This is a genomic window from Sulfitobacter profundi, from assembly GCF_042661425.1.
Taxonomy (GTDB): domain Bacteria; phylum Pseudomonadota; class Alphaproteobacteria; order Rhodobacterales; family Rhodobacteraceae; genus Sulfitobacter; species Sulfitobacter profundi.
The window spans coordinates 226734-245457 of the sequence record NZ_JBHSWA010000003.1 but is presented as its reverse complement, the minus strand read 5'-3'; the positions used below and the strand labels follow the sequence as shown (position 1 = coordinate 245457).

The following is an 18724-nucleotide window of genomic DNA, read 5'->3' as shown; positions in this document are numbered from 1 at the left end:
GATGACGATATCCAACCTCGACCGCCGTGGGTTCCTGCGGACAAGTTCCGCCGCCGCGCTGGCGTTGGGCCTCGCCCCCGCGGCGCTGGCCCAGCCTGCTCCGAAACGCGGCGGCAGTGTGCGTGTGGGCAGCTCGGGCGGCGCCACCTCCGACACGCTCGACCCGGCCACCACCTATGGCGGCGTGGTGGCGCTTGGCATGCTTGCGGTCTGCAATACGCTGGTCGAGGTCGACGCCGCAGGCAAGGCGCAGCCCGAACTGGCGGAGAGCTTCGAGGCCAGCGCCGATGCGGCGACCTGGACCTTCCGGCTCCGCAAGGCCAATTTCTCCACCGGCAAGCCGGTGACGGCGCGGGATGTGATTGCCTCCTTCGATCACCACCGGGGCGAAGACACGAAATCCGGCGCCAAGGAACTGCTAAAACAGGTCAAGGAAATCCGCGCCGATGGCGACAATGTCGTGGTGTTCGAACTTGACAGCGGCAACGCCGATTTCCCCTTCGTCACCGCGGATTATCACCTTTGGATCATGCCCGCAGATGGCGAGGGCAAGCTCGACTGGCAGTCGGGCGTGGGCACCGGCGGCTATACACTTGAAGAGTTCGAACCCGGCGTGCGCATGCGGCTGAAGCGCCGCGATGACTATTTCAAATCTGACCGCGCTTGGTTTGATGAGGTGACAATCCTCACCATTAACGATCCGACAGCGCGACAGAATGCGCTGGTCACGGGCGAGGTTGATATCATCAATGCCGTACCAACCAAGACCGTGCATATGCTCAAGCGCCGCCCTAATGTGCAAACCGTCGAAGTGACCGGCACCTCGCATTTCCCCATTGCGATGCAGTGCAACAAAGCGCCGTTTGACGATGTAAACGTCCGCTTGGCACTAAAACATGCGGTGAACCGTCAAGAAATGCTCGATAAAGTGCTGCGGGGCCACGGCAGCCTTGGTAACGACCATCCGATCGCCCCCTCGCAACGGTTCCACGCCGCCGATTTAGAGCAGAGGACCTATGACCCTGATAAGGCGAAGTTCCACCTCAAGAAAGCCGGACTAGACAATCTTGATGTGACGCTGGCGACATCGGATGGGGCTTACGCGGGGGCGGTGGATGCCGCCGTTTTGTTCCAGCAAAGCGCTGCCAAAGCAGGGATCAATCTGGAGGTAAACACCCGGCCTTCTGACGGCTATTGGTCGAACGTCTGGATGAAAGAGCCGCTTTTCATGGGCTATTGGAACGGGCGTCCGACATCGGACTGGATGTTCAGCCTCGTCTATGCGTCAGGCGCGGCGTGGAACGAAACGAATTGGCAGAACGACGAGTTCAACAGCCTGTTGATCCAAGCGCGGACTGAATTGGATGAGAACCGCCGGGCCGAAATGTACGCTGATATGCAACGCCTTTGCAGGGATGATGGCGGGTCGATCATTCCGATGTTCGGCAATTACATCGACGGCAAAAACGATCGAGTGGCTCATGGCGAGGTTGCGGCGAACCGGTATCTTGATGGCTGGAAAGCCATTGAACGCTGGTGGTTGACGGACGTTTGATCACCCCCTGCTCTGCCGCGCCCTCCCCCGTGGCAGAGCCTTTTACTTACGACGAATAAGGGCTTCTCAATGTCTCAACGGATTTCAAAGGCCGCCTGTATCGGCGGCGGCGTCATTGGTGGTGGCTGGATCGCTCGGTTCCTGCTCAACGGCATCGACGTGGCGGTGCATGATCCCCACCCCGACGCGCGGCGCATTGTCGATGAAGTGCTTGAGAACGCCCGCCGCGCTTATCGCCGCATGATGATGGCCCCGCTTTGCCCCGAGGGGCGGCTGACCTTTCACGACACGCTCGCCGAGGCGGTGAGCGATGCCGACTATATTCAGGAAAGCGTACCGGAGCGGCTCGACCTGAAGCATACTGTCATCGCCGCCATCGAAGCCGCCGCGCCCCGTGATGCGCTGATCGGCTCCTCCACCTCGGGCTTTCGTCCTTCGCAATTGCAAGAGGGTATGGCCCACCCCGAACGGCTGTTTGTGGCGCATCCGTTCAATCCCGTTTATTTAGTTCCGCTGGTCGAGATCGTGGGCTCCCCCGCGAATACAGAGGCAGCGCTTGACCGCGCCGCCGAAATCCAGCGCGAGACCGGGCTGAAACCTGTCCGCATCCGCAACGAAGTCGACGCGCATATCGGGGACCGGCTGCTCGAAGCCGTCTGGCGCGAAGCGCTTTGGCTGGTGCATGACGATGTGGCCACGACCGAAGAGATTGATGATGTCATCCGATTTGGTTTTGGTCTTCGCTGGGCGCAGATGGGTCTGTTTGAGACCTATCGGATTGCCGGTGGCGAAGCCGGGATGAAGCATTTCATCGAGCAATTTGGCCCCGCGTTGAAATGGCCCTGGACCAAACTGATGGACGTGCCAGAAATGACAGACGCGTTGGCGAGCAAGATTGGCGACCAATCGGACGCGCAATCCGGGCAGCATTCGATCCGTGAATTGGAGCGTATCCGTGATGACAACTTGATCGGTATCCTGCAAGCCCTTCGGGCCAACGATTGGGGCGCTGGCGAAACCCTTCGCGAGATGGAAGACCGCTTCTTTGAACGTGCCAAAGCCAGCGCCAGTGCAACCGATCCAGACTACACTGCGCCGATGGTTCTGCATGAGACACGCGTGCCGGGTGAATGGCTCGACTACAATGGCCACATGACCGAATTCCGGTATCTTCAGGTTTTTGGCGATGCCACTGACGCATTCTTGGGCCATATCGGCATGGACGACGCCTATCGCAGCGCGGGCCGCTCGGTCTATACGGTAGAGACCCACATTCGCCATCTTGCGGAAACCAAAGTAAACACGCGGCTGTTGGTGAGGACCAGCGTGCTGGGCCATGACGCCAAGCGCATCCGCCTGCATCACGAAATGGTCGATGAGGCCGGACAGGTACAAGCCACCGCCGAGCATATGCTGATGCATGTCGACACGACGGCGGGCCGCGCAAGCCCGATGGCGGCACCCCTGACCGAAAGGCTTTCGGCCCTGTCGCCGGGCCAAAGCGAGCTTGAGGTGCCTGAGCACGCGGGCCGTCCGATCCGCGATATCGGTTGGCCTGATCCGGAGGTCACCTGACATGCATCCGCTCGCCCGCATGATCCTGCACCGTTTGGCTCTTGGGCTGTTGACGTTGTTTGCGATTTCTCTGTTTATTTTTATGGCAATTGAACTATTGCCCGGCGATCTTGCCGAAGAGGTACTTGGTCAATCCGCCACCCCCGAGACCGTAGCCGCTTTTCGGCAAGAATTGGGTCTCGATCAACCGGCCTATGCGCGCTATCTCGAATGGCTCGGGGGCATGCTGCGTGGCGACTTTGGCCAATCACTTGCCAATAACCGGCCAATCTCGGACCTGCTTGCAGCGCGGCTTGGCAACACCCTCTTTCTTGCGATTTATGCGGCAGTTATCTCGGTGCCGCTGGCTGTGGGGCTGGGACTTCTGGCCGCCCTCTACCGGGGCAGCTGGTTCGACCGAGGAGTCAATATCTTTACGCTCTCGTCGATCTCATTTCCTGAATATTTCGTCGCTTATATCCTGATGCTGTTTCTGTCGATCCGTTGGGGCATTTTTCCGTCGATCTCGGATTTTGGCAGCAACGCGGGCTTGGGTGAAATGCTATACCGCACGTTCCTGCCGACGCTTACGCTGGTGCTTGTGGTGACTGCCCATATGATGCGCATGACGCGGGCAGCAATCATTAACCTACTGGCGCAGCCCTATATCGAAATGGCGCGTCTCAAGGGCGCCTCGCCCCTGCGGGTGATCCTGCGCCATGCGCTGCCCAATGCGCTGGCGCCGATCATCAATGTGGTGGCGCTGAACCTTGCCTATCTGATCACCGGCGTCGTCATTGTGGAGGTCGTCTTTGTCTTTCCCGGGCTCGGCCAGTTGATGGTCGATTCCGTCGCCAAACGCGACATCCCGGTGGTGCAGGCAAGCTGTCTGATCTTTGCGAGCATCTACATTCTTCTCAACCTCGGCGCGGATGTGCTGGCCATCGCCACCAACCCCCGCTTGATGCACAGGAAGTAATCCATGAGACTTTATAACGGTGCTTCCGTCACGCTCACGGCCATTTTCGGTATTATTGTGATCGTGGTTTATGCCTTCACGGCCATTTTCGCCGGGCAACTCGCCCCATTTGCCGAGACTGAGATCGTCGGCATGGAATTCGAGCCGCCCGGAGGCGCCTATTTGCTGGGCACCGACAACCTTGGGCGGGACATGCTGTCGCGGCTGATCTGGGGCGCGCGCAATTCCATTGGCATCGCCCTCGCCACCACCGCGATCGCCTTTTTCTCTGGCGCGCTGCTTGGGCTGTTTGCGGCAGTGGTCGGGGGCTGGACCGATCAAATCCTGTCGCGTCTGGTGGACATGTTGATCTCGATCCCCTCGCTGCTGTTTGCGCTGCTGTTGCTCTCCATCTTCGGCACGTCGATCCTGACGCTGATCCTCGTCATCGCGGTGCTGGAGATGACGCGGGTTTTCCGCCTGTCGCGCGCAGTGGCGATGGATGTGGTGGTGATGGATTTTGTCGAAGCTGCAAGGCTGCGCGGCGAAGGTATGTGGTGGCTCATTCGGCGCGAGATCTTGCCCAATATCATGGCTCCGCTGGTGGCCGAATTCGGTCTGCGCTTCTGCTTTGTCTTTCTGGCAATCTCGGCGCTGTCGTTTCTGGGGCTCGGGATTCAGCCGCCCACCGCCGACTGGGGCTCGATGGTGCGCGACAATGCCGCGCTGATCACCTTTGGCGACATCACCCCCTGCTGCCTGCCGCTGCCATCGCGCTGCTGACGGTGGCGATCAATTTCGTCGTTGACTGGATGCTTCACCGCACCTCTGGCCTGAAGGATTAAGAGATGAGCAAACCGCTTTTAACCATCCGTGATCTCAAGATCGAAGGCCGCAAGGGGAACCAATGGCTTCCCATCATCAAGGGGTGGACCTTGAGCTGAAGCGGGGCGAAGTGCTGGGCCTGATTGGTGAATCCGGCGCTGGCAAATCGACCCTTGGTCTGGCCGCGATGGGCTACACCCGCGACGGCACGCGTATCTCGGGGGAGAGATCACCTTTGACGGGATGGACCTGCTGGGCCTCAGCGAGCGTCGCAAACGCGGGCTGCGTGGCAAGCGGATCGCCTATGTCGCGCAATCGGCGGCGGCGAACTTTAACCCCGCGCATCGGCTGATCGACCAGTACAGCGAAGGCCCGACCGATATTCATGGGCTGACATCGCAGCAGGACGCGGCGCAAGAGGCCCGCACCCTCTATGCCCAACTGCGGCTGCCCAACCCTGACGAGATCGGTTTTCGCTATCCGCATCAGGTCTCTGGCGGGCAGTTGCAACGCGCCATGACAGCGATGGCGATGTCGTGCAAACCCGATCTGATCATCTTTGACGAGCCGACTACGGCGCTGGATGTGACCACCCAGATCGAAGTCTTGCGCGCCATTCGCGATGCGGTGCGCGAGTTGGGCACCGCCGCGATCTACATCACCCACGACCTCGCCGTGGTGGCGCAGATGGCCGACCGCATCAAAATTCTACTGCGCGGCGAAGAGGTCGAAGAGCAGCCCACCCGCGACATGCTGAAAAACCCGAAAGAGGACTATTCCAAATCACTTTGGGCCGTGCGCAGTTTCGAATCCAAAGAGCGCCCCGTGCCCGAGGGCGCAACCCCGGTGCTGCGGGTCCATGACGTGACGGCAGAATATGTCTACGGCACCCCGGTGCTAGAGAATGTGAGTTTCGACATTCATGCCGGACGCACCGTGGCGGTTGTCGGCGAAAGCGGCTCGGGTAAATCAACCACAGCGCGGGCGATCACCGGGTTGCTGCCGCCCATTGCGGGGCAGATTGAGTTGGACGGCACACCCCTGCCCCCAAGGCTGGCACAGCGTCGCAAGGACCATCTGCGTCAAGTGCAGATGATCTACCAATCGGCAGATACCGCGATGAACCCCAAGCAAACCATTCGCGAGATCATTGGCCGCCCGATCCGCTTTTACCTTGGCCTGCGCGGGCGCGCGCAGGAGGAAAAGATCCGCGAGCTGCTCACCGCGATTGAGCTTGACCCCGATGAGTTCATCGACCGCTATCCCGGCTCGCTTTCCGGCGGGCAAAAGCAGCGTATCGGCATCGCCCGCGCCTTGGCGGCGGAGCCGAAATTCATCATCTGTGACGAAGTTACCTCCGCGCTCGACCAATTGGTGGCCGAAGGCATCCTGCGCCTGTTGAAACGGCTGCAAGACGAGCGCGGCTTGGCCTATATGTTCATTACCCATGACCTCGCCACCGTGCGCGCCATCGCAGACTATGTGGTGGTGATGCAAAACGGTCGGGTCGTGGAACAAGGCCCGAAGGGCGAGATGTTCACCCCACCGCACCACCCTTACACCAAATTGCTGCTCAGTTCGGTACCGGAAATGGACCCTGACTGGCTCGATCATACCATCAAGACCCGACAGGAGGCCTGACTGATGCAAGTTACCGACCCTGAAGTACTGCGCTTTATCGCGGATACCGAAGCCGCCTACCCTGCCGAAGCCAATGGTGCCACCGCCGAGGAAAACCGCCGCATGTATGACGCCATGTGCGCCGTTTTCCGCGCGCCGCGACCCGAGGGCCTGCCGGTGCGCGATGAGGTTGTGGCTGGTGTGCCGGTGCGCCGCTACACGCCTGAGGGGCTGTGGCGCGGCCCTTTTTGCTCTATTCCCACGGAGGTGGCTTTGTCGTCGGCGGGCTCGATAGCCATGATGACGTCTGCGCCGAACTGGCGGTCGCGACGGGGTGCGAGGTTGTCTCTGTCGATTACCGTCTCGCGCCGGAGCATCTGTTTCCAGCGCAGATTGATGATGTTGCCGCCGTCTGGAACGCTGAGAGCGGCGATGGCCGACGGGGCATCGCGATTGGCGACAGCGCGGGGGCAACCTTTCGGCTGGGCTGTGCTTTCGGATGCGCCGCAAGGGCGGGGTGATGCCTTTGGCGCAGGTGCTGATCTATCCGGGGCTAGGCGGCGACATGGATGCGCCGAGCTACATCGAAAACGCCGAAGCTCCTTTGTTGCGGACGCAGGATTTGAAAACCTACGCGGGCATGCTGACCGGCGGCGACATGGGGTTGCGCCGCAGCAATCCCGAAGTTTCCCCTTTGGTTGCTGAGAGTTTCGTGGGACTCCCCGGCGTTTATCGTAACGGCCGATGTCGACCCGCTGCGCGACGATGGGCCGGCCTATCACAAAGCCTTACAGGCCGAAGGTATTTCCGCCCAATGGCGCAATGAGCCGCAACTGATCCACGGCTACCTACGCGCGCGCCATTGCAGTACCCGCGCAAGTGAGAGCTTTGGCGCGATTAGCACTTGGATCAATGCTTTCCTGTTTGGCTGACGAAACTGGTGACGCGAGAAAGAGCGAACGGGAAAAACACCTTTCGATCACAGGATGCCTCACTCAAACGCAGTATGCGGATGCCCGCTTGAGCATTGAATTGATCCAAGCATCAGGTTATTTTTTCATGCCTGTGTGCAGGGGCAGCGGCCCATGGATCGCTGCCCCGTTCTATGCGCCAATTCGCCCTCAGACTTGTTCGCCGTCTTACGACAGGCGTTGGAAGATCGTCGGAAACCAATCCTCGCGCAGCTTTTGGCCGGGCGCCATACCATGGCCGGGAAACGGCGGAGATGTCGGGCCGGGCCGCTCCACATAGCGTGCATCGTCGCCAACCAATCTAAGCGAGAATGCGCGGCGGCGGTTTTCGGTGGTGTTTCCTCGCGCACCGTGAAGGGTGTGGTAGTTAAAGGCGACAGCATCGCCCGGCTCCATCTCCCATTCCTTGACGTCCATCCCCTCGGCATCTGGATCGGGAACCGACATGTATTTTTCGTCATCCGGGTAGAAACTGGTTTCCGCGAGCCAACGGGTCGGCAGCACTGGCTTCTCCCAAGCATGGCTGCCTGCAACACAGCGCAGGCTGTTGCCCTTTACCGGGTCCATGGGTGACCAGAAACTGACGTTTTGAATCCCATCGACGAAGTAATATGGGCCATCCTGATGCCAAGGCGTCGCTTTCGACGTGCCCGGTTCTTTCACCAGAACATGATCGTGGAACACCTGAACCTGGTTCGATCCCATCAGGTCAGCGGCGACTTCGGCGGCGGGAGAGTTGCGGATGACCTCTTCGAACTCAGGAATGCGTGTCCAGTTGCAATAGTCATCAAAAAATCGACCGCCTTCACCTTCTTTAAGGTTTTCAGCGGCATAGGGTCCGGGCTCGGACATATTGCGTTCTATTCCTGCGCGGATCGTTTCGACGTGATCTTTGAACAATCCTTTCACAAGGACAACGCCGTCTCTTTGGAATGCGTCAATCTGCGCTTGTGTGAGCAATGGGTTCATATCGGCCTCCTCTTTCAAGGTGGACCTTAGCGGCCCGGCTAAATAGCCTGAAATAATATATACCAATAAAAAGAATAGTTCCATGCTATCCATAAGTCTGCGCCAGTATGAGTATGTGATTGCGGTCGCGGATGCTGGCTCCATGACAGAGGCCGCGAATGCGGTGAACGTCTCCCAGCCCTCTTTGTCGGTTGCGATCAAGGATGTGGAAGGCAAAATGGGGCGTAAGATATTCCTGCGTCGCAAGGGCTCCGCAACGACGTTAACACCATTCGGCCATCGATTTGTGGAACAAGCGCGCGGCGTTCTTTACGCTGCAACGGAAATCGAACGCGCGTCAGATACGGCGCGGCCCTTTGTTTTGGGATGTTTTGAAGACCTCGCCCCGTGGTATCTAACCAAAACCCTCGCGCGGCTGAGCGAGAGGTTCCCGACCACAGAGTTTCGCGCGTATGAGGGGCGTTTCACCCAGTTGGCGACCGAGATGAACGAGGGTCGGGTCGATTTGGCCATCACCTACGATATTGGCTTTGATCGCAGCTTTGGACGGCGCAAAATAAAGCAGGTGTCGCCTGTGATTTTTGTCGCTGTAGATCACCCTTTGGCGACCCAGTCGGCGGTTGATTTGCGCCGGTTGAACGACTGCCCGCTCATCCTGTCAGCGGAAGAACTGTCCTGTGGATATATCCGGAATTTGCTCGCCGAATTGGGCGTAAAGCCGGACGTACGGCACAAGACGTCATCGCTTGAGATGATGCGCTCTTTGGCGGCGAGTGGGGTAGGTGTAGGTATCAGCTATTCAAACCCGCCGACCCAAATCTGCTACGATGGTCAACCGCTTGTAACGATCCCAATCACCACTGCGGAGGCGCGCGCGGATGTCATGCTGGTCTGGGCCAAGCCTACCGAAGCGGACCCGTTCATATTGGAAGCTGTCGAGGCGATTGTATCGGCTTGATGTCTTTCACGACAGCGGCGCAGAAGCAATCGGCATCCACTCTATTATGTTCAGACGAAGGAGTTGCCTCCCCCGACACCTGCTAATCTTGCGCACCGAAAAGCGCTACAAACCGCGCTTCGACCAACTTCAAAAACTGCTCCGAGGCCCGCGACGGCTGGCGGGTGGTCGGCAGGAGAAGATCGTATCGAAACGGCTGTGCAGGCGAGAGGGGACGCGCGACGATCCGGCCTAGATTGGCGAAATATGTCGCCGTCACTGGCTCAACGATTGAAATACCCGCCCCCGCTGCGACCATTTCACAGATGGATGCAGACAGTTGGGCTTCGGCGACAATCCGAGGGCCAGCGTCGCCTGCCGATAGGAATGCGTCTGTTTCCGAACGGGTCCCGATCTCTGCGCCAAGCGCGATAAAGGGACGTTGATCGAAATCTTCTGGCTTGAGCAGGGTTCTCTGTTCCAATTCATGCCCCAAGGGGAGGACGCCCATCATCGGCGCGGTGAACAACGCGCGGCGCTCCACGGCAGGATGGTCGTTGTCCAATGCCGCAAACCCAAGGTCGAATTGCTGTGAGCTGAGGTGGCGCAGCACCGCCTGAGAGCTTCTTGTGCGCAAAGATACGGAGATGCCGGGATGATCGGCGATGAACTCGGTAATGACGTCGGGTAAGAGTTTCAAAGCCAGCGCTGGCATCCCCGCAATCAGCAAGCTGCCGGTCCGAAAGTCTCGGATGTCTTGGATAACGCGGGAAATCTCCATCATCCCGACAAAGGCCCGCTCAACCTCTTCATAAAGCGCGCGCGCCTCAGAAGTGGGCAATACCTGCCTGCCTTGTCGCTCGAACATGTTGAATCCAGCGGCGCGTTCCAAATCCGCAATCAGCTTGCTGACCGATGGCTGCGTTGTTCCCAACACTGCGGCGGCGGAGGTGACCTTGCCGGTCTCCATTACAGCGCGGAAGGCTTCGATCTGGCGGTGTGTGAGCCGAGAGAGCATAGCGATTCATATCCTAAGAGAATGATTAGCGCAAATATTACAATTATTCTTATGGACGCAATGCTGCGATTTTGACGGCGGAGGAATCACATGCATCAATGCACCCCAGAAATCACCATCATCGGCGGCGGGCTTGTCGGCCTGTCCGTGGCGCTTGGTCTGCTCAAGGCCGGACAACGTGTTTGCGTATTGGACGGGGCAGATGGCGATGCGCGTGCGTCACAGGGGAACTTTGGGCTCATTTGGGGCCAAGGCAAAGGCGCAGATTTCGCCCCTTACGCCAATTGGACATTCGATGCGCTGGCCGCTTGGCCCACTTTCGCGCAGCAGTTGAGAGAACTGTCGGGCATCGACGTGGCGCTGGATCAGCCCGGGGGCTACGAGTTTTTCACCGATCCGACAGAGATGGACAGCTTCAAAGCAGAGCTGGTTCAGCAGGCCAGCCATTTGGGCAACCACGCCTGCTATGAGATGCTTAGCGGCGATGACCTGCGCAACCAGATGACAGGCATTGGATCAGATGTTGTCGGCGCGAGCTTCTCGCCCCGCGATGGCCATGTAAACCCCTCCGCCTTCTCCGCGCCTTGCGCTGTTCGGTTCAGGCGATGAGCGGGCATGTAAGGCTGGGCGCAACCGTTTCCGCGATCAGGCCGCAGCCAAGAGGTGGTTTCGCGCTGACGCTGGCCGAGGGAGAAGCACTCTACACTGAGCAGGTTGTGCTCGGCGCCGGTCTGGGCGCTGCCTGCCTGGCCCGCGATCTTGGGTTCATCACACAGGTCCGGCCGCAGCTTGGCGAGTTGCTCATCACCGAAAAGTTGGGCTACCGCCTGCCGTTCCTGTCCAGCACCATCCGGCAGGTCGACGAGGGCGGCGTGCAGATTGGCGGCACCAAAGCGAATGCGGGGCTGGATGATCGTGAATCTTTGCCCATCATGTCCAAACTCGCGCAACATGCGGTCACGGTCTTCCCTGCGCTTGCCGATGTGCGGGTTGTCCGGGCGTGGGGCGCGCTGCGAGTCATGTCGCCTGATGGCTACCCAGTATATGCCAAATCCGCCGCGCATCCCGGCGCTTTTCTCGTGACATGTCACAGCGGTGTCACTCTTGCCCCCTGCATGCCAGCGTTCTGGCGGATTGGATTTTGAACACATCCCCCACCCCTGATCTAGAGGCTTTCGATGAGTGTCGCTTCGCGCTTTCGCACGCTGCCTGAGACCGGGGCCCGTGTCGCGTTCATCCTCGATGGCGCGCCCGCGTCGGCGCCTGCTGGGGTCACCGTCGCAGCGGCCCTTCTGGCGCATAGCGGCGGTTGGACACGACAGACAGCGACAGGCGCGCCGCGCACGGCCTTTTGCATGATGGGTGTCTGTTTTGACTGTCTGGTAGAGATTGACGGCACGCCCAATACCCAAGCCTGCATGACCCTTCTGCGCGAGGGCATGACCGTCCGACGTCAAACCGGCCTACGTGGCCTGAGCGGAGGTCAGAATGGCTGAAGTCGATCTGATCATCATCGGCGCAGGACCTGCCGGAATGTCTGCCGCTGCCGTCGCGGCCCAAGGCGGTCTTCGCGTGTTGATGCTTGACGAGCAGCCGCGTCCTGGCGGGCAGATTTTCCGCAATGTGTCGCAAAACCGAGATCAGCGCGGTTATCTTGGAAAAGCCTATGCCGCCGGAGCCGGGTTGGTCGATGCGCTTAACCATCCGCGCATCACTTTCGAGGCCGGCGCAACGGTCTGGCGGCTGGATAAGGGCCCGCAGGTCACATGGTCCCAAGGTGGCGTGAGCCGGACGACCCCGGCGGCCCATGTTCTGCTGGCAACCGGTGCGCAGGAACGCCCCGCACCCTTTCTCGGCTGGACGCTGCCCGGTGTCATGCCCGCCGGTGCCGTGCAAATTTTGATGAAGACCACGGAGATGCTCCCCAAAGATGCTGTGCTCGCAGGCTCCGGCCCCCTGCTCTACCTCATTGCGGCGCAGATGATCGACGCGGGCTGCCCGCCGCAGGCGCTCGTCGAGACCCAGTCGTCCCGCGATATGTTGTCCGCCCTGCGCCATCTACCGCGCGCGCTCTTTGGCGCGCCGACTCTGCTGAAAGGACTGAGCCTGATCGCTAAGATCCGTGCGGCAGGCGTGCCGCGCTACACTGCTGCGTCTGATTTCCGTGCGACCGCCAAAACGAATGGCGACGTCGCATTTTCCTTCCGTGCCAAGGGCCGCGACGAGTTCCTCACATGTGGCCTGCTGTTGACACATCAAGGTGTGATCCCCGGCACCCATATCACCCGCGCCGCAGGGATCGCGCATGAATGGAACGCCGCGCAGGGTGCCTTTCAGCCCAAGCATGATCTCTGGGGTGCTACCGACCAGCCGGGATTGCACCTGGCAGGTGACGGTGCCGGGATTGGTGGCGCGGAGGCGGCTGCGGCGGCAGGAGAATTGGCCGCACTGAATATCCTATCCCAGTCCGGCCACCTCAGCACTGACACCCGCAACCAACAAGCCGCCCGCGCCCGCGCCGCTCTGTTCCGCGCCCGCGCCATTCGGCCCTTCCTTGATGCCGCATACCCTCCACCGGCTGAGATACTGACGCCATCAGACGACACCATCGTTTGCCGTTGCGAAGAGGTTTCTGCCGGGGCCATCCGACAGGCGATCGGTGAAGGCGAGCAAGGGCATCGCCAGATCAAAACATCCCTGCGCTGCGGCATGGGCCCCTGTCAGGGCCGCATGTGCGACGCGACCCTGCGCGGTCTGCTCAACGAAGGCCGCGCAAACCGCCTCATCTCACCGCCCCGCGCCCGCTCGCCGATCAAACCGATCGCCTTGGGCGAACTGGCCGCACTCTCACCCCTCAGGAGGAACCCGCATGAGCGCCCCCGCAGCCCTGAAAGTCAAAGACCTGCACAAAAGCTTCGGCTTGCATGAGGTCATTAAAGGCGTGTCGCTTGAGGCGCAAAAGGGCGAGGTCATCGCCATTCTCGGCGCCTCCGGCTCTGGCAAGAGCACCTTTCTGCGCTGCATCAACCTACTGGAGACGCCGAATTCCGGCGAGGTCTGGCTGGCGGGCGAGCAGATGCGGATGACGCAGAACCGCCGGGGAGAGATCGTGCCGCAAGACCTGCGGCAAGTTGAAGCCATGCGTGCCCGTCTTGCGATGGTGTTTCAGGGCTTCAACCTTTGGTCGCATATGACCGTGATGGAAAACGTCATGGAAGGTCCGCTCTACGTCCAGGGCACCCCCAAGGCGCAGGCCCGCGAAAAAGCTGAAGCGCTGCTTGCCAAGGTCGGCTTGTCTGATCGGGCGGATTATTACCCCGCACATCTGTCAGGTGGCCAGCAGCAGCGTGTCGCAATCGCCCGTGCGTTGGCGATGGACCCTGACGTGATGCTCTTTGACGAGCCGACCTCGGCGCTCGACCCTGAGCTGGTGGGCGAAGTGCTGGGCGTCATGCGCGATCTGGCCGAAGAGAGCCGCACCATGTTGGTCGTGACACATGAGATGGGCTTTGCCCGACTATTCACTTGCCATCCAAATGCCCTTCTTGCGCCGCCGCGATCCCGCGCGCGGCAGCTGGGCGCTGTCCCAGTTGTCGCACGCAGTTCGCGCAAGCGCTGCCAAATAGATCAGCAAAATGCCGGCGCTGTGACGCGCCGATCCCAATGCAAGGGGCTGCGGCACTCACCTGTGTCAGCTGCCGCATGCAACGTCCCTCCCGACTAGCAGCCTAAGAGGATACGGACTACCTAACCTATTGCTCGAAGTAACAAAGGAAATGTCTCATGCGCTTTACCCTTACTGCCTGCATCGGTTCGGCACTGGCCCTGCCGGTTGCCGCGGAAACAAACGTTAATCTGTCCCTTGGTGCCGTCGATAGTATCGAGACCATGACCTATACCTGCGATGGGGCCGACCCGCTGCGCGTGCAATACGTCAACGCAGGCGAAAACGCGATCGCGCTAACTAATATCAACGGGACCCCGCGGATTTTCGTCAACGTCGTGTCTGGCTCAGGCGCAAGCTATGTTTCGGGCGCTGATACATTGTCGACCAAGGGCTCTACCGCACTTTTAGAAAACCAGATGGACGAGACCAAAGTTCAGTGTGAGCAATCTAGCGACATGCCGCAGGAATAAGCGCTCCGGCCTTAGAGGGGCCAAATTAGGACAGAAGGTCGCAGACCACCCCGAGCGCTTGATAAGTCGCTCGGGGTGGCCCATGTCAGAGGTATGACGATGTTCGGAATTCATACGAGGCTCCTGCTGAACGCTGCAAAAACACTGAACCGCCGGTAGCCCCGGGCGGAATGGTGCGGCAACGCCTGTTCCAGCCTTGGGGTTCACTCGATCTCAGGATCAATCAACATGACGGACGTATGCGCCTCAGACGCCAATCGCTTTTATGCGCATGGCCGAGCGAGATGCTACCTCCGTCGCGGTTCAACCATCTCGTCATGGAGAGTGTCATGTACGCCTATTTCATCGCCAATTATTCACCATTCAAATCGACTCCCCCTCGCCAAAACCAGCGGGTTTTTCCGCGCAGCCGGGCGCTCTTCGCCGTCTGATGCGGTCTGCGGTTCTTGGCTGGAAGCGTCAAAGGACAATTGCCGCCTTGCAAGAGTTGGATGACTACGTCCTGCGCGACATCGGTCTCCACCGGGACGAAATCCCGCTGATCGTGAAACGCATGCAAGCCGAAACCCTACCCAGGAACGGCTCCACGTCTCTCAAGCATCAACACGCGTGATCAACGTTTTCGCGTGAGACGCACGATGCAGCATCCCGAATAGCGGGGACGCTGTGTTGGCGATATTTGAAAGCTACGAGAGGACCGAAGAGATGATGCTTTGTAGAGCAGATTTTGAAGAGCTGTTTCCGGAAATGTTTGAACCGCAGGGCAGTGCCACGCCTGCTGCACCTTCAGACGACTGTGTTGCTCGCTGGAAGGACGATGGCGGTGCGCCGGCTCCGATTGCAGGGAAACGCAGCAGATCATGGCAAGGGTACGCCGCCTCGCCCATGGTCGCAGTCCTTCTCGGGCTGGCCGCAGTACATTCCGCCATGCAGTTGAGCAAGGTGGCGATGCCGGCGGTCCGGCGTATACTGGATGTGGAGGAAATTCGCTGATTGCGCAGTGAAATCTCTAGTAGAGATCCAGCATCGGTCCTGATCGGACGGGTTAACCGCTCCGCTCATGGCCCAGCCTTCAAAGCTCCGGCATCTGCCGGGGCTTTCTTTCTGACACCATGACCATTCTCCGCAAAGCTCGCGGATGGAGACCACTTGGGCCTTTAGGCCCCTGACCGACAAGAGGCAAAGATGGCCCAAACAGTGCGCACCCTGCACGCCCCGGTCAAAGCCCTCTTCAGCGGGACCACGCTTTTGATCGCGCGCAACAGCCTGCTTGGTGTCATCCTTCCCCTGCGGATGGAAGCAGCAGGCTATCCGGTTGCACTAACCGGGGTCGTAATGGCCGTCTATTACATGGGGCTGGCCTTTGGCGGGCTCTACACCAAACGTGTCATTCTGCGGATCGGCCATATTAGGGCCTTCTCGGCCTTTGCAGCGCTGATGGCGGCGGTTTGCTTGGCCTATGGGTTTTTAAGTTTCCAGCCGCATGGATCCTGTTGCGGATGATCAACGGCTTCTGCATCGCCGGCATGACCACCTTCATCGAAAGCTGGTTGAACGACCGCAGCAGCAACGAAACCCGTGGCCGTGTACTGGGCTTTTATATGCTGGTCTCTTATTTGGCGATTGCTGCGGGCCAGACGTTAGTCAACCTTGGCACAGTCGGCGGCAGCGATCATTTGATGATCGCATCGACACTCATCGGGTTGTCGCTCATCCCGATCGCTATGACCCGCTTTGGCGAGCCGAACCTGAAAGCTTCTCAGCCGCTCGACATTCTAACGCTATACTATGCATCGCGTATTGCGGTCATCGACGCGGTTGTTGCGGGCATGCTTGTTGGGTCTTTCTACGCACTCGGCGTCGTCTTTGCCCGGCAGATCGGGTTGAGTGTGTCTGAAGCGGCGATGTTCATGAGTACGGTCGTACTGGGCGGTCTTGGCTTTCAGGTGCCTGTAGGGATGCTTGCGGACCGGTTTGATAGGCGCATCGTCATGTAGTGCCTCTTATTGGTGGTTGGGGTGTTATGGGGGTTGCTGAGCACCGCGCTATCGGGCGGGGTGTCCTTAGCGGTGCTAATCACGATGGCCTTGGCCTTTGGTGGGGCAATCAGCAGCGTCTACACGCTTTGCGTCGCGCAGACCTTCGACCGATTGGAAAAGCGGTTCTACGTAGCGGCGTCAGGGCGTCTGTTGATGGTCTATTCCATCGGCGCCCCGGTCGGACCGCTACTGGCGTCATGCCTGATGTCGATCTTTGGGCCTGCGTCTTTCTTCCTGTTCGAATCCGCTGTCGCCGTTCTTTATGCGCTCTTTGTGCTGGTCGCCACGCGCAGCAGACAGGCGCTTCCGGTGCAAGGTCGCGAGAAGTTTGCGCCGCTGCCGGATATTCCCCCGGTGGCTGTGGAGCTTGATCCGCGCACGCCAGAAGAAGAGGAAACGTCTGCGGTCGGTTAAGGCCGGTTCAGGCCACGGCCCGGTCGTCCGCGCCTTGCAGCAGCAGCCGCATGATGTCTGTCCGCGTCAAAATGCCGACAAGCTGCGTGCCCTTCACGACGGGGATTACATCACTGCCCTGCTCGGCCAAGCGGTTCAGCAGAACCCCAACCGGAAGGTCATGCGGCACCGCCCGGTTTGCCGAATGCATGACGTCCCCCACAGTCTGTCGTGCCTGCTGTTTGCGGGCCCAGGGGCGGCCCTGCGCGGCTATCATGCCGAGCAGATCAGCCTGCAGGATCACCCCGCGCAGGGTATCCCCAGCGTCGACAACCGGCAGGCTTTTGATCCGATGCTTACGCAGCAATCGCGCTGCTTCCTTAAAGGATGTCTTAGGGCCAACCGTGATAAGATCGCGGGTCATAATATCTGCGCAGGTCGTGCCGTCAAAACGATGCTGCGCCGCTTCGGCCTCGGCGGCGGCAAGAAGACGCCCCAGATCGGCCACGCCGAGGTTCGTGGTCTGATTGTAGCGCTCCAGCAATTCGCTAAGCTGATCCGTCGACAGCCCTAAACGCGGCGGCGCGTCATCCGGCTCTTCTTTTGGCAAGCGAAAGGGATATTTCCGCCCTGTCAGCCGGTTATAGACAGTGGCGCAGAGCACAAGCACTACCGTCGCCAACCCCAGCGGCACCAAGGCGAACCACGGCCCAGCCTCGAATGCCACCTCGGGGTTGAGCGCGGTCAGCAAGGCCACCGCCCCGCCCGGCGGATGCAAGGCGCGCAGAAACATCATAACAGTGATCGCGCCCCCCACCGCGATGCCAACCGGCCAAGGATCGGGGGTGTACCAAACCGCGATCAGAGCCACCAAAGCAGCACTGATGTTGCCCACTACTGCCGACCAAGGCTGCGCCAGCGGCGAGTTTGGCACGCAAAAAAGCAGCACCGCCGTCGCACCCAAAGGGGCTACAAGATAGAAGGATGTCTGTCCAAAGAGCGCACCGAGATAGGCCAGTCCCACACAAACGCTGATACCAATCAGCGCGCCAAAACCCGCCCGCAGCGGCTCGCCCCCGTGGAACCGGGGCAGCGCTGGTTCAAGGTGGTGCCATATCCGCATGTTACCTTTTCTCCCGTCGACCTGCCGCACGCGACGACATTGGGCATTCTTCTGCCTATGAAGGTTTATGTGCCGGAACTGAACAGGACATGGCGCAAAAAGGTCAAGGCTTCTCGAATTCCGCGCGCCGGTGGAATAAGTTGCCCGCACTCTTCGATAAAAGGCGAATGTCCGGCTTGCGGCCTTTTACGGGTTCCGGTGTAATCGCTAAGACAATATCCTCACGCCCACGCTCGTCCCGCGCGGCAGTGATCTGCTGGTCCAGCCGCTCAACGTCACTTTTGCGCAAGCGATTGACTACATCATCCGCATCGCTGTCCGCATAGCCTAAGCTGCGCAAAGCCAGCTCGCCAGCGCCAGCGCTGAGAGCCAAGTCTCCCGCAAGGTCGCGCCGTCGCCACACCTTCACCTGCAAGCTGCAATGTATAGATCTTGAGAGTTCCTCCTGCCCTACAAGGCCGTCCAAAGCAGCGTTGATACACACGGCGCGTAGATAGCCTTTCTTCAATCGACCTATTAGGCAGCAGCTGAGACGGGTCACTGGGACAGGGATGCATTGGAATGTGGCTTGGGCCAACCGAGAGTGCCGCGCCCTATCGACCGGGGCTAACCTTAGGCAGCTATC

General features: G+C 59.8%; 19 protein-coding genes and 3 pseudogenes. 18 read left to right on the top strand and 4 right to left on the bottom strand.

The window, feature by feature from the left end:
* The first annotated feature begins 1 nt into the window (after nt 1).
* From ACFQAU_RS19560 to ACFQAU_RS19535, 6 genes and pseudogenes are all read left to right on the top strand, one after another.
* Nucleotides 2-1555 (top strand): ABC transporter substrate-binding protein, encoded by a 1554-nt coding sequence (locus ACFQAU_RS19560; protein WP_132445942.1) that lies wholly within the window; start codon nt 2-4, stop codon nt 1553-1555.
* Between the two features lie 69 nt (nt 1556-1624).
* Entirely contained in the window at nt 1625-3130 is a 1506-nt protein-coding gene (locus tag ACFQAU_RS19555; protein ID WP_132445945.1) for a carnitine 3-dehydrogenase, read from the top strand.
* Nucleotide 3131: 1 nt separating this feature from the next.
* Nucleotides 3132-4088, top strand: coding sequence for an ABC transporter permease (locus tag ACFQAU_RS19550; protein ID WP_132445948.1), 957 nt, complete (start codon nt 3132-3134; stop codon nt 4086-4088).
* 33 nt (nt 4089-4121) lie between these two features.
* Nucleotides 4122-4912: pseudogene (locus tag ACFQAU_RS19545) on the top strand (ABC transporter permease); the annotation flags it as partial.
* Nucleotides 4913-4915: 3 nt separating this feature from the next.
* Nucleotides 4916-6533: pseudogene (locus tag ACFQAU_RS19540) on the top strand (ABC transporter ATP-binding protein).
* A gap of 212 nt (nt 6534-6745) precedes the next feature.
* Nucleotides 6746-7444 (top strand): annotated as a pseudogene (locus ACFQAU_RS19535) (alpha/beta hydrolase).
* A 207-nt stretch (nt 7445-7651) separates the two neighbouring features.
* Here the strand turns inward: ACFQAU_RS19535 and ACFQAU_RS19530 are convergent.
* On the bottom strand, nt 7652-8452 hold the full coding sequence (locus ACFQAU_RS19530) for a phytanoyl-CoA dioxygenase family protein (RefSeq protein ID WP_132446072.1): 801 nt from the start codon (nt 8450-8452) through the stop codon (nt 7652-7654).
* 82 nt (nt 8453-8534) lie between these two features.
* Here ACFQAU_RS19530 and ACFQAU_RS19525 point away from each other — a divergent pair, with 82 nt between their 5' ends.
* Nucleotides 8535-9410, top strand: a complete 876-nt coding sequence (locus tag ACFQAU_RS19525) for a LysR family transcriptional regulator (RefSeq protein WP_132445960.1) — start codon at nt 8535-8537, stop codon at nt 9408-9410.
* A gap of 82 nt (nt 9411-9492) precedes the next feature.
* Here the strand turns inward: ACFQAU_RS19525 and ACFQAU_RS19520 are convergent, their stop codons facing one another.
* Nucleotides 9493-10407 carry a LysR substrate-binding domain-containing protein gene (locus tag ACFQAU_RS19520; protein WP_132445963.1) on the bottom strand — a complete coding sequence of 305 codons (915 nt, stop codon included), beginning with the start codon at nt 10405-10407 and terminating at the stop codon, nt 9493-9495.
* A gap of 90 nt (nt 10408-10497) precedes the next feature.
* Between ACFQAU_RS19520 and ACFQAU_RS19515 the strand changes: the two genes are divergently transcribed.
* The 11 genes from ACFQAU_RS19515 (at nt 10498) to ACFQAU_RS19465 (ending at nt 16997) form a co-directional block, all read left to right on the top strand.
* Complete coding sequence (locus ACFQAU_RS19515) at nt 10498-11016, top strand: NAD(P)/FAD-dependent oxidoreductase (protein ID WP_386284551.1); 519 nt, start codon at nt 10498-10500, stop codon at nt 11014-11016.
* Nucleotides 11013-11552: an NAD(P)/FAD-dependent oxidoreductase gene (locus ACFQAU_RS19510; protein ID WP_386284544.1), complete on the top strand. Its 540-nt coding sequence runs from the start codon at nt 11013-11015 to the stop codon at nt 11550-11552. The genes ACFQAU_RS19515 and ACFQAU_RS19510 overlap by 4 nt, the downstream gene beginning before the upstream one ends.
* 33 nt (nt 11553-11585) lie before the next feature.
* Nucleotides 11586-11903, top strand: a complete 318-nt coding sequence (locus ACFQAU_RS19505; RefSeq protein ID WP_132445969.1) for a (2Fe-2S)-binding protein — start codon at nt 11586-11588, stop codon at nt 11901-11903.
* Nucleotides 11896-13335, top strand: a complete 1440-nt coding sequence (locus tag ACFQAU_RS19500; RefSeq protein WP_386284533.1) for an FAD-dependent oxidoreductase — start codon at nt 11896-11898, stop codon at nt 13333-13335. The genes ACFQAU_RS19505 and ACFQAU_RS19500 overlap by 8 nt, the downstream gene beginning before the upstream one ends.
* Nucleotides 13277-14131 carry an ABC transporter ATP-binding protein gene (locus tag ACFQAU_RS19495; protein ID WP_132445975.1) on the top strand — a complete coding sequence of 285 codons (855 nt, stop codon included), beginning with the start codon at nt 13277-13279 and terminating at the stop codon, nt 14129-14131. The genes ACFQAU_RS19500 and ACFQAU_RS19495 overlap by 59 nt, the downstream gene beginning before the upstream one ends.
* A gap of 59 nt (nt 14132-14190) precedes the next feature.
* Nucleotides 14191-14544: an MliC family protein gene (locus ACFQAU_RS19490; RefSeq protein ID WP_132445977.1), complete on the top strand. Its 354-nt coding sequence runs from the start codon at nt 14191-14193 to the stop codon at nt 14542-14544.
* Nucleotides 14545-14974: 430 nt separating this feature from the next.
* Nucleotides 14975-15157: a DUF1127 domain-containing protein gene (locus ACFQAU_RS19485; RefSeq protein WP_386284529.1), complete on the top strand. Its 183-nt coding sequence runs from the start codon at nt 14975-14977 to the stop codon at nt 15155-15157.
* Between the two features lie 56 nt (nt 15158-15213).
* Nucleotides 15214-15537 (top strand): hypothetical protein, encoded by a 324-nt coding sequence (locus ACFQAU_RS19480; protein WP_132445984.1) that lies wholly within the window; start codon nt 15214-15216, stop codon nt 15535-15537.
* Between the two features lie 192 nt (nt 15538-15729).
* Nucleotides 15730-16047, top strand: coding sequence for an MFS transporter (locus ACFQAU_RS19475; protein ID WP_240791641.1), 318 nt, complete (start codon nt 15730-15732; stop codon nt 16045-16047).
* Complete coding sequence (locus tag ACFQAU_RS19470; protein WP_240791642.1) at nt 16044-16541, top strand: MFS transporter; 498 nt, start codon at nt 16044-16046, stop codon at nt 16539-16541. The genes ACFQAU_RS19475 and ACFQAU_RS19470 overlap by 4 nt, the downstream gene beginning before the upstream one ends.
* Nucleotides 16542-16574: 33 nt before the next feature.
* A complete protein-coding gene (locus ACFQAU_RS19465; protein ID WP_240791643.1) occupies nt 16575-16997 on the top strand; it encodes an MFS transporter in 423 nt (140 codons plus the stop codon).
* Nucleotides 16998-17004: 7 nt separating this feature from the next.
* Here the strand turns inward: ACFQAU_RS19465 and ACFQAU_RS19460 are convergent, their stop codons facing one another.
* Both ACFQAU_RS19460 and ACFQAU_RS19455 read right to left on the bottom strand, forming a co-directional pair.
* The gene (locus ACFQAU_RS19460; RefSeq protein ID WP_132445987.1) at nt 17005-18099 is read right to left on the bottom strand and encodes an HPP family protein; all 1095 of its coding nucleotides are present in this window, start codon (nt 18097-18099) and stop codon (nt 17005-17007) included.
* A 103-nt stretch (nt 18100-18202) separates the two neighbouring features.
* Nucleotides 18203-18607: a hypothetical protein gene (locus ACFQAU_RS19455; RefSeq protein WP_132445989.1), complete on the bottom strand. Its 405-nt coding sequence runs from the start codon at nt 18605-18607 to the stop codon at nt 18203-18205.
* Nucleotides 18608-18724 lie beyond the last annotated feature (117 nt).

Excerpts from the sequence above, each read along its gene's own strand:
- ACFQAU_RS19560 (WP_132445942.1), top strand. The coding sequence starts at position 2 with ATGACGATATCCAACCTCGACCGCCGTGGGTTCCTGCGGACAAGTTCC.
- ACFQAU_RS19555 (WP_132445945.1), top strand. The coding sequence starts at position 1,625 with ATGTCTCAACGGATTTCAAAGGCCGCCTGTATCGGCGGCGGCGTCATT.
- ACFQAU_RS19550 (WP_132445948.1), top strand. The coding sequence starts at position 3,132 with ATGCATCCGCTCGCCCGCATGATCCTGCACCGTTTGGCTCTTGGGCTG.
- ACFQAU_RS19530 (WP_132446072.1), bottom strand. The coding sequence starts at position 8,452 with ATGAACCCATTGCTCACACAAGCGCAGATTGACGCATTCCAAAGAGAC.
- ACFQAU_RS19525 (WP_132445960.1), top strand. The coding sequence starts at position 8,535 with ATGCTATCCATAAGTCTGCGCCAGTATGAGTATGTGATTGCGGTCGCG.
- ACFQAU_RS19520 (WP_132445963.1), bottom strand. The coding sequence starts at position 10,407 with ATGCTCTCTCGGCTCACACACCGCCAGATCGAAGCCTTCCGCGCTGTA.
- ACFQAU_RS19515 (WP_386284551.1), top strand. The coding sequence starts at position 10,498 with ATGCATCAATGCACCCCAGAAATCACCATCATCGGCGGCGGGCTTGTC.
- ACFQAU_RS19510 (WP_386284544.1), top strand. The coding sequence starts at position 11,013 with ATGAGCGGGCATGTAAGGCTGGGCGCAACCGTTTCCGCGATCAGGCCG.
- ACFQAU_RS19505 (WP_132445969.1), top strand. The coding sequence starts at position 11,586 with ATGAGTGTCGCTTCGCGCTTTCGCACGCTGCCTGAGACCGGGGCCCGT.
- ACFQAU_RS19500 (WP_386284533.1), top strand. The coding sequence starts at position 11,896 with ATGGCTGAAGTCGATCTGATCATCATCGGCGCAGGACCTGCCGGAATG.
- ACFQAU_RS19495 (WP_132445975.1), top strand. The coding sequence starts at position 13,277 with ATGAGCGCCCCCGCAGCCCTGAAAGTCAAAGACCTGCACAAAAGCTTC.
- ACFQAU_RS19490 (WP_132445977.1), top strand. The coding sequence starts at position 14,191 with ATGCGCTTTACCCTTACTGCCTGCATCGGTTCGGCACTGGCCCTGCCG.
- ACFQAU_RS19485 (WP_386284529.1), top strand. The coding sequence starts at position 14,975 with ATGCGGTCTGCGGTTCTTGGCTGGAAGCGTCAAAGGACAATTGCCGCC.
- ACFQAU_RS19475 (WP_240791641.1), top strand. The coding sequence starts at position 15,730 with ATGGCCCAAACAGTGCGCACCCTGCACGCCCCGGTCAAAGCCCTCTTC.
- ACFQAU_RS19470 (WP_240791642.1), top strand. The coding sequence starts at position 16,044 with ATGATCAACGGCTTCTGCATCGCCGGCATGACCACCTTCATCGAAAGC.
- ACFQAU_RS19460 (WP_132445987.1), bottom strand. The coding sequence starts at position 18,099 with ATGCGGATATGGCACCACCTTGAACCAGCGCTGCCCCGGTTCCACGGG.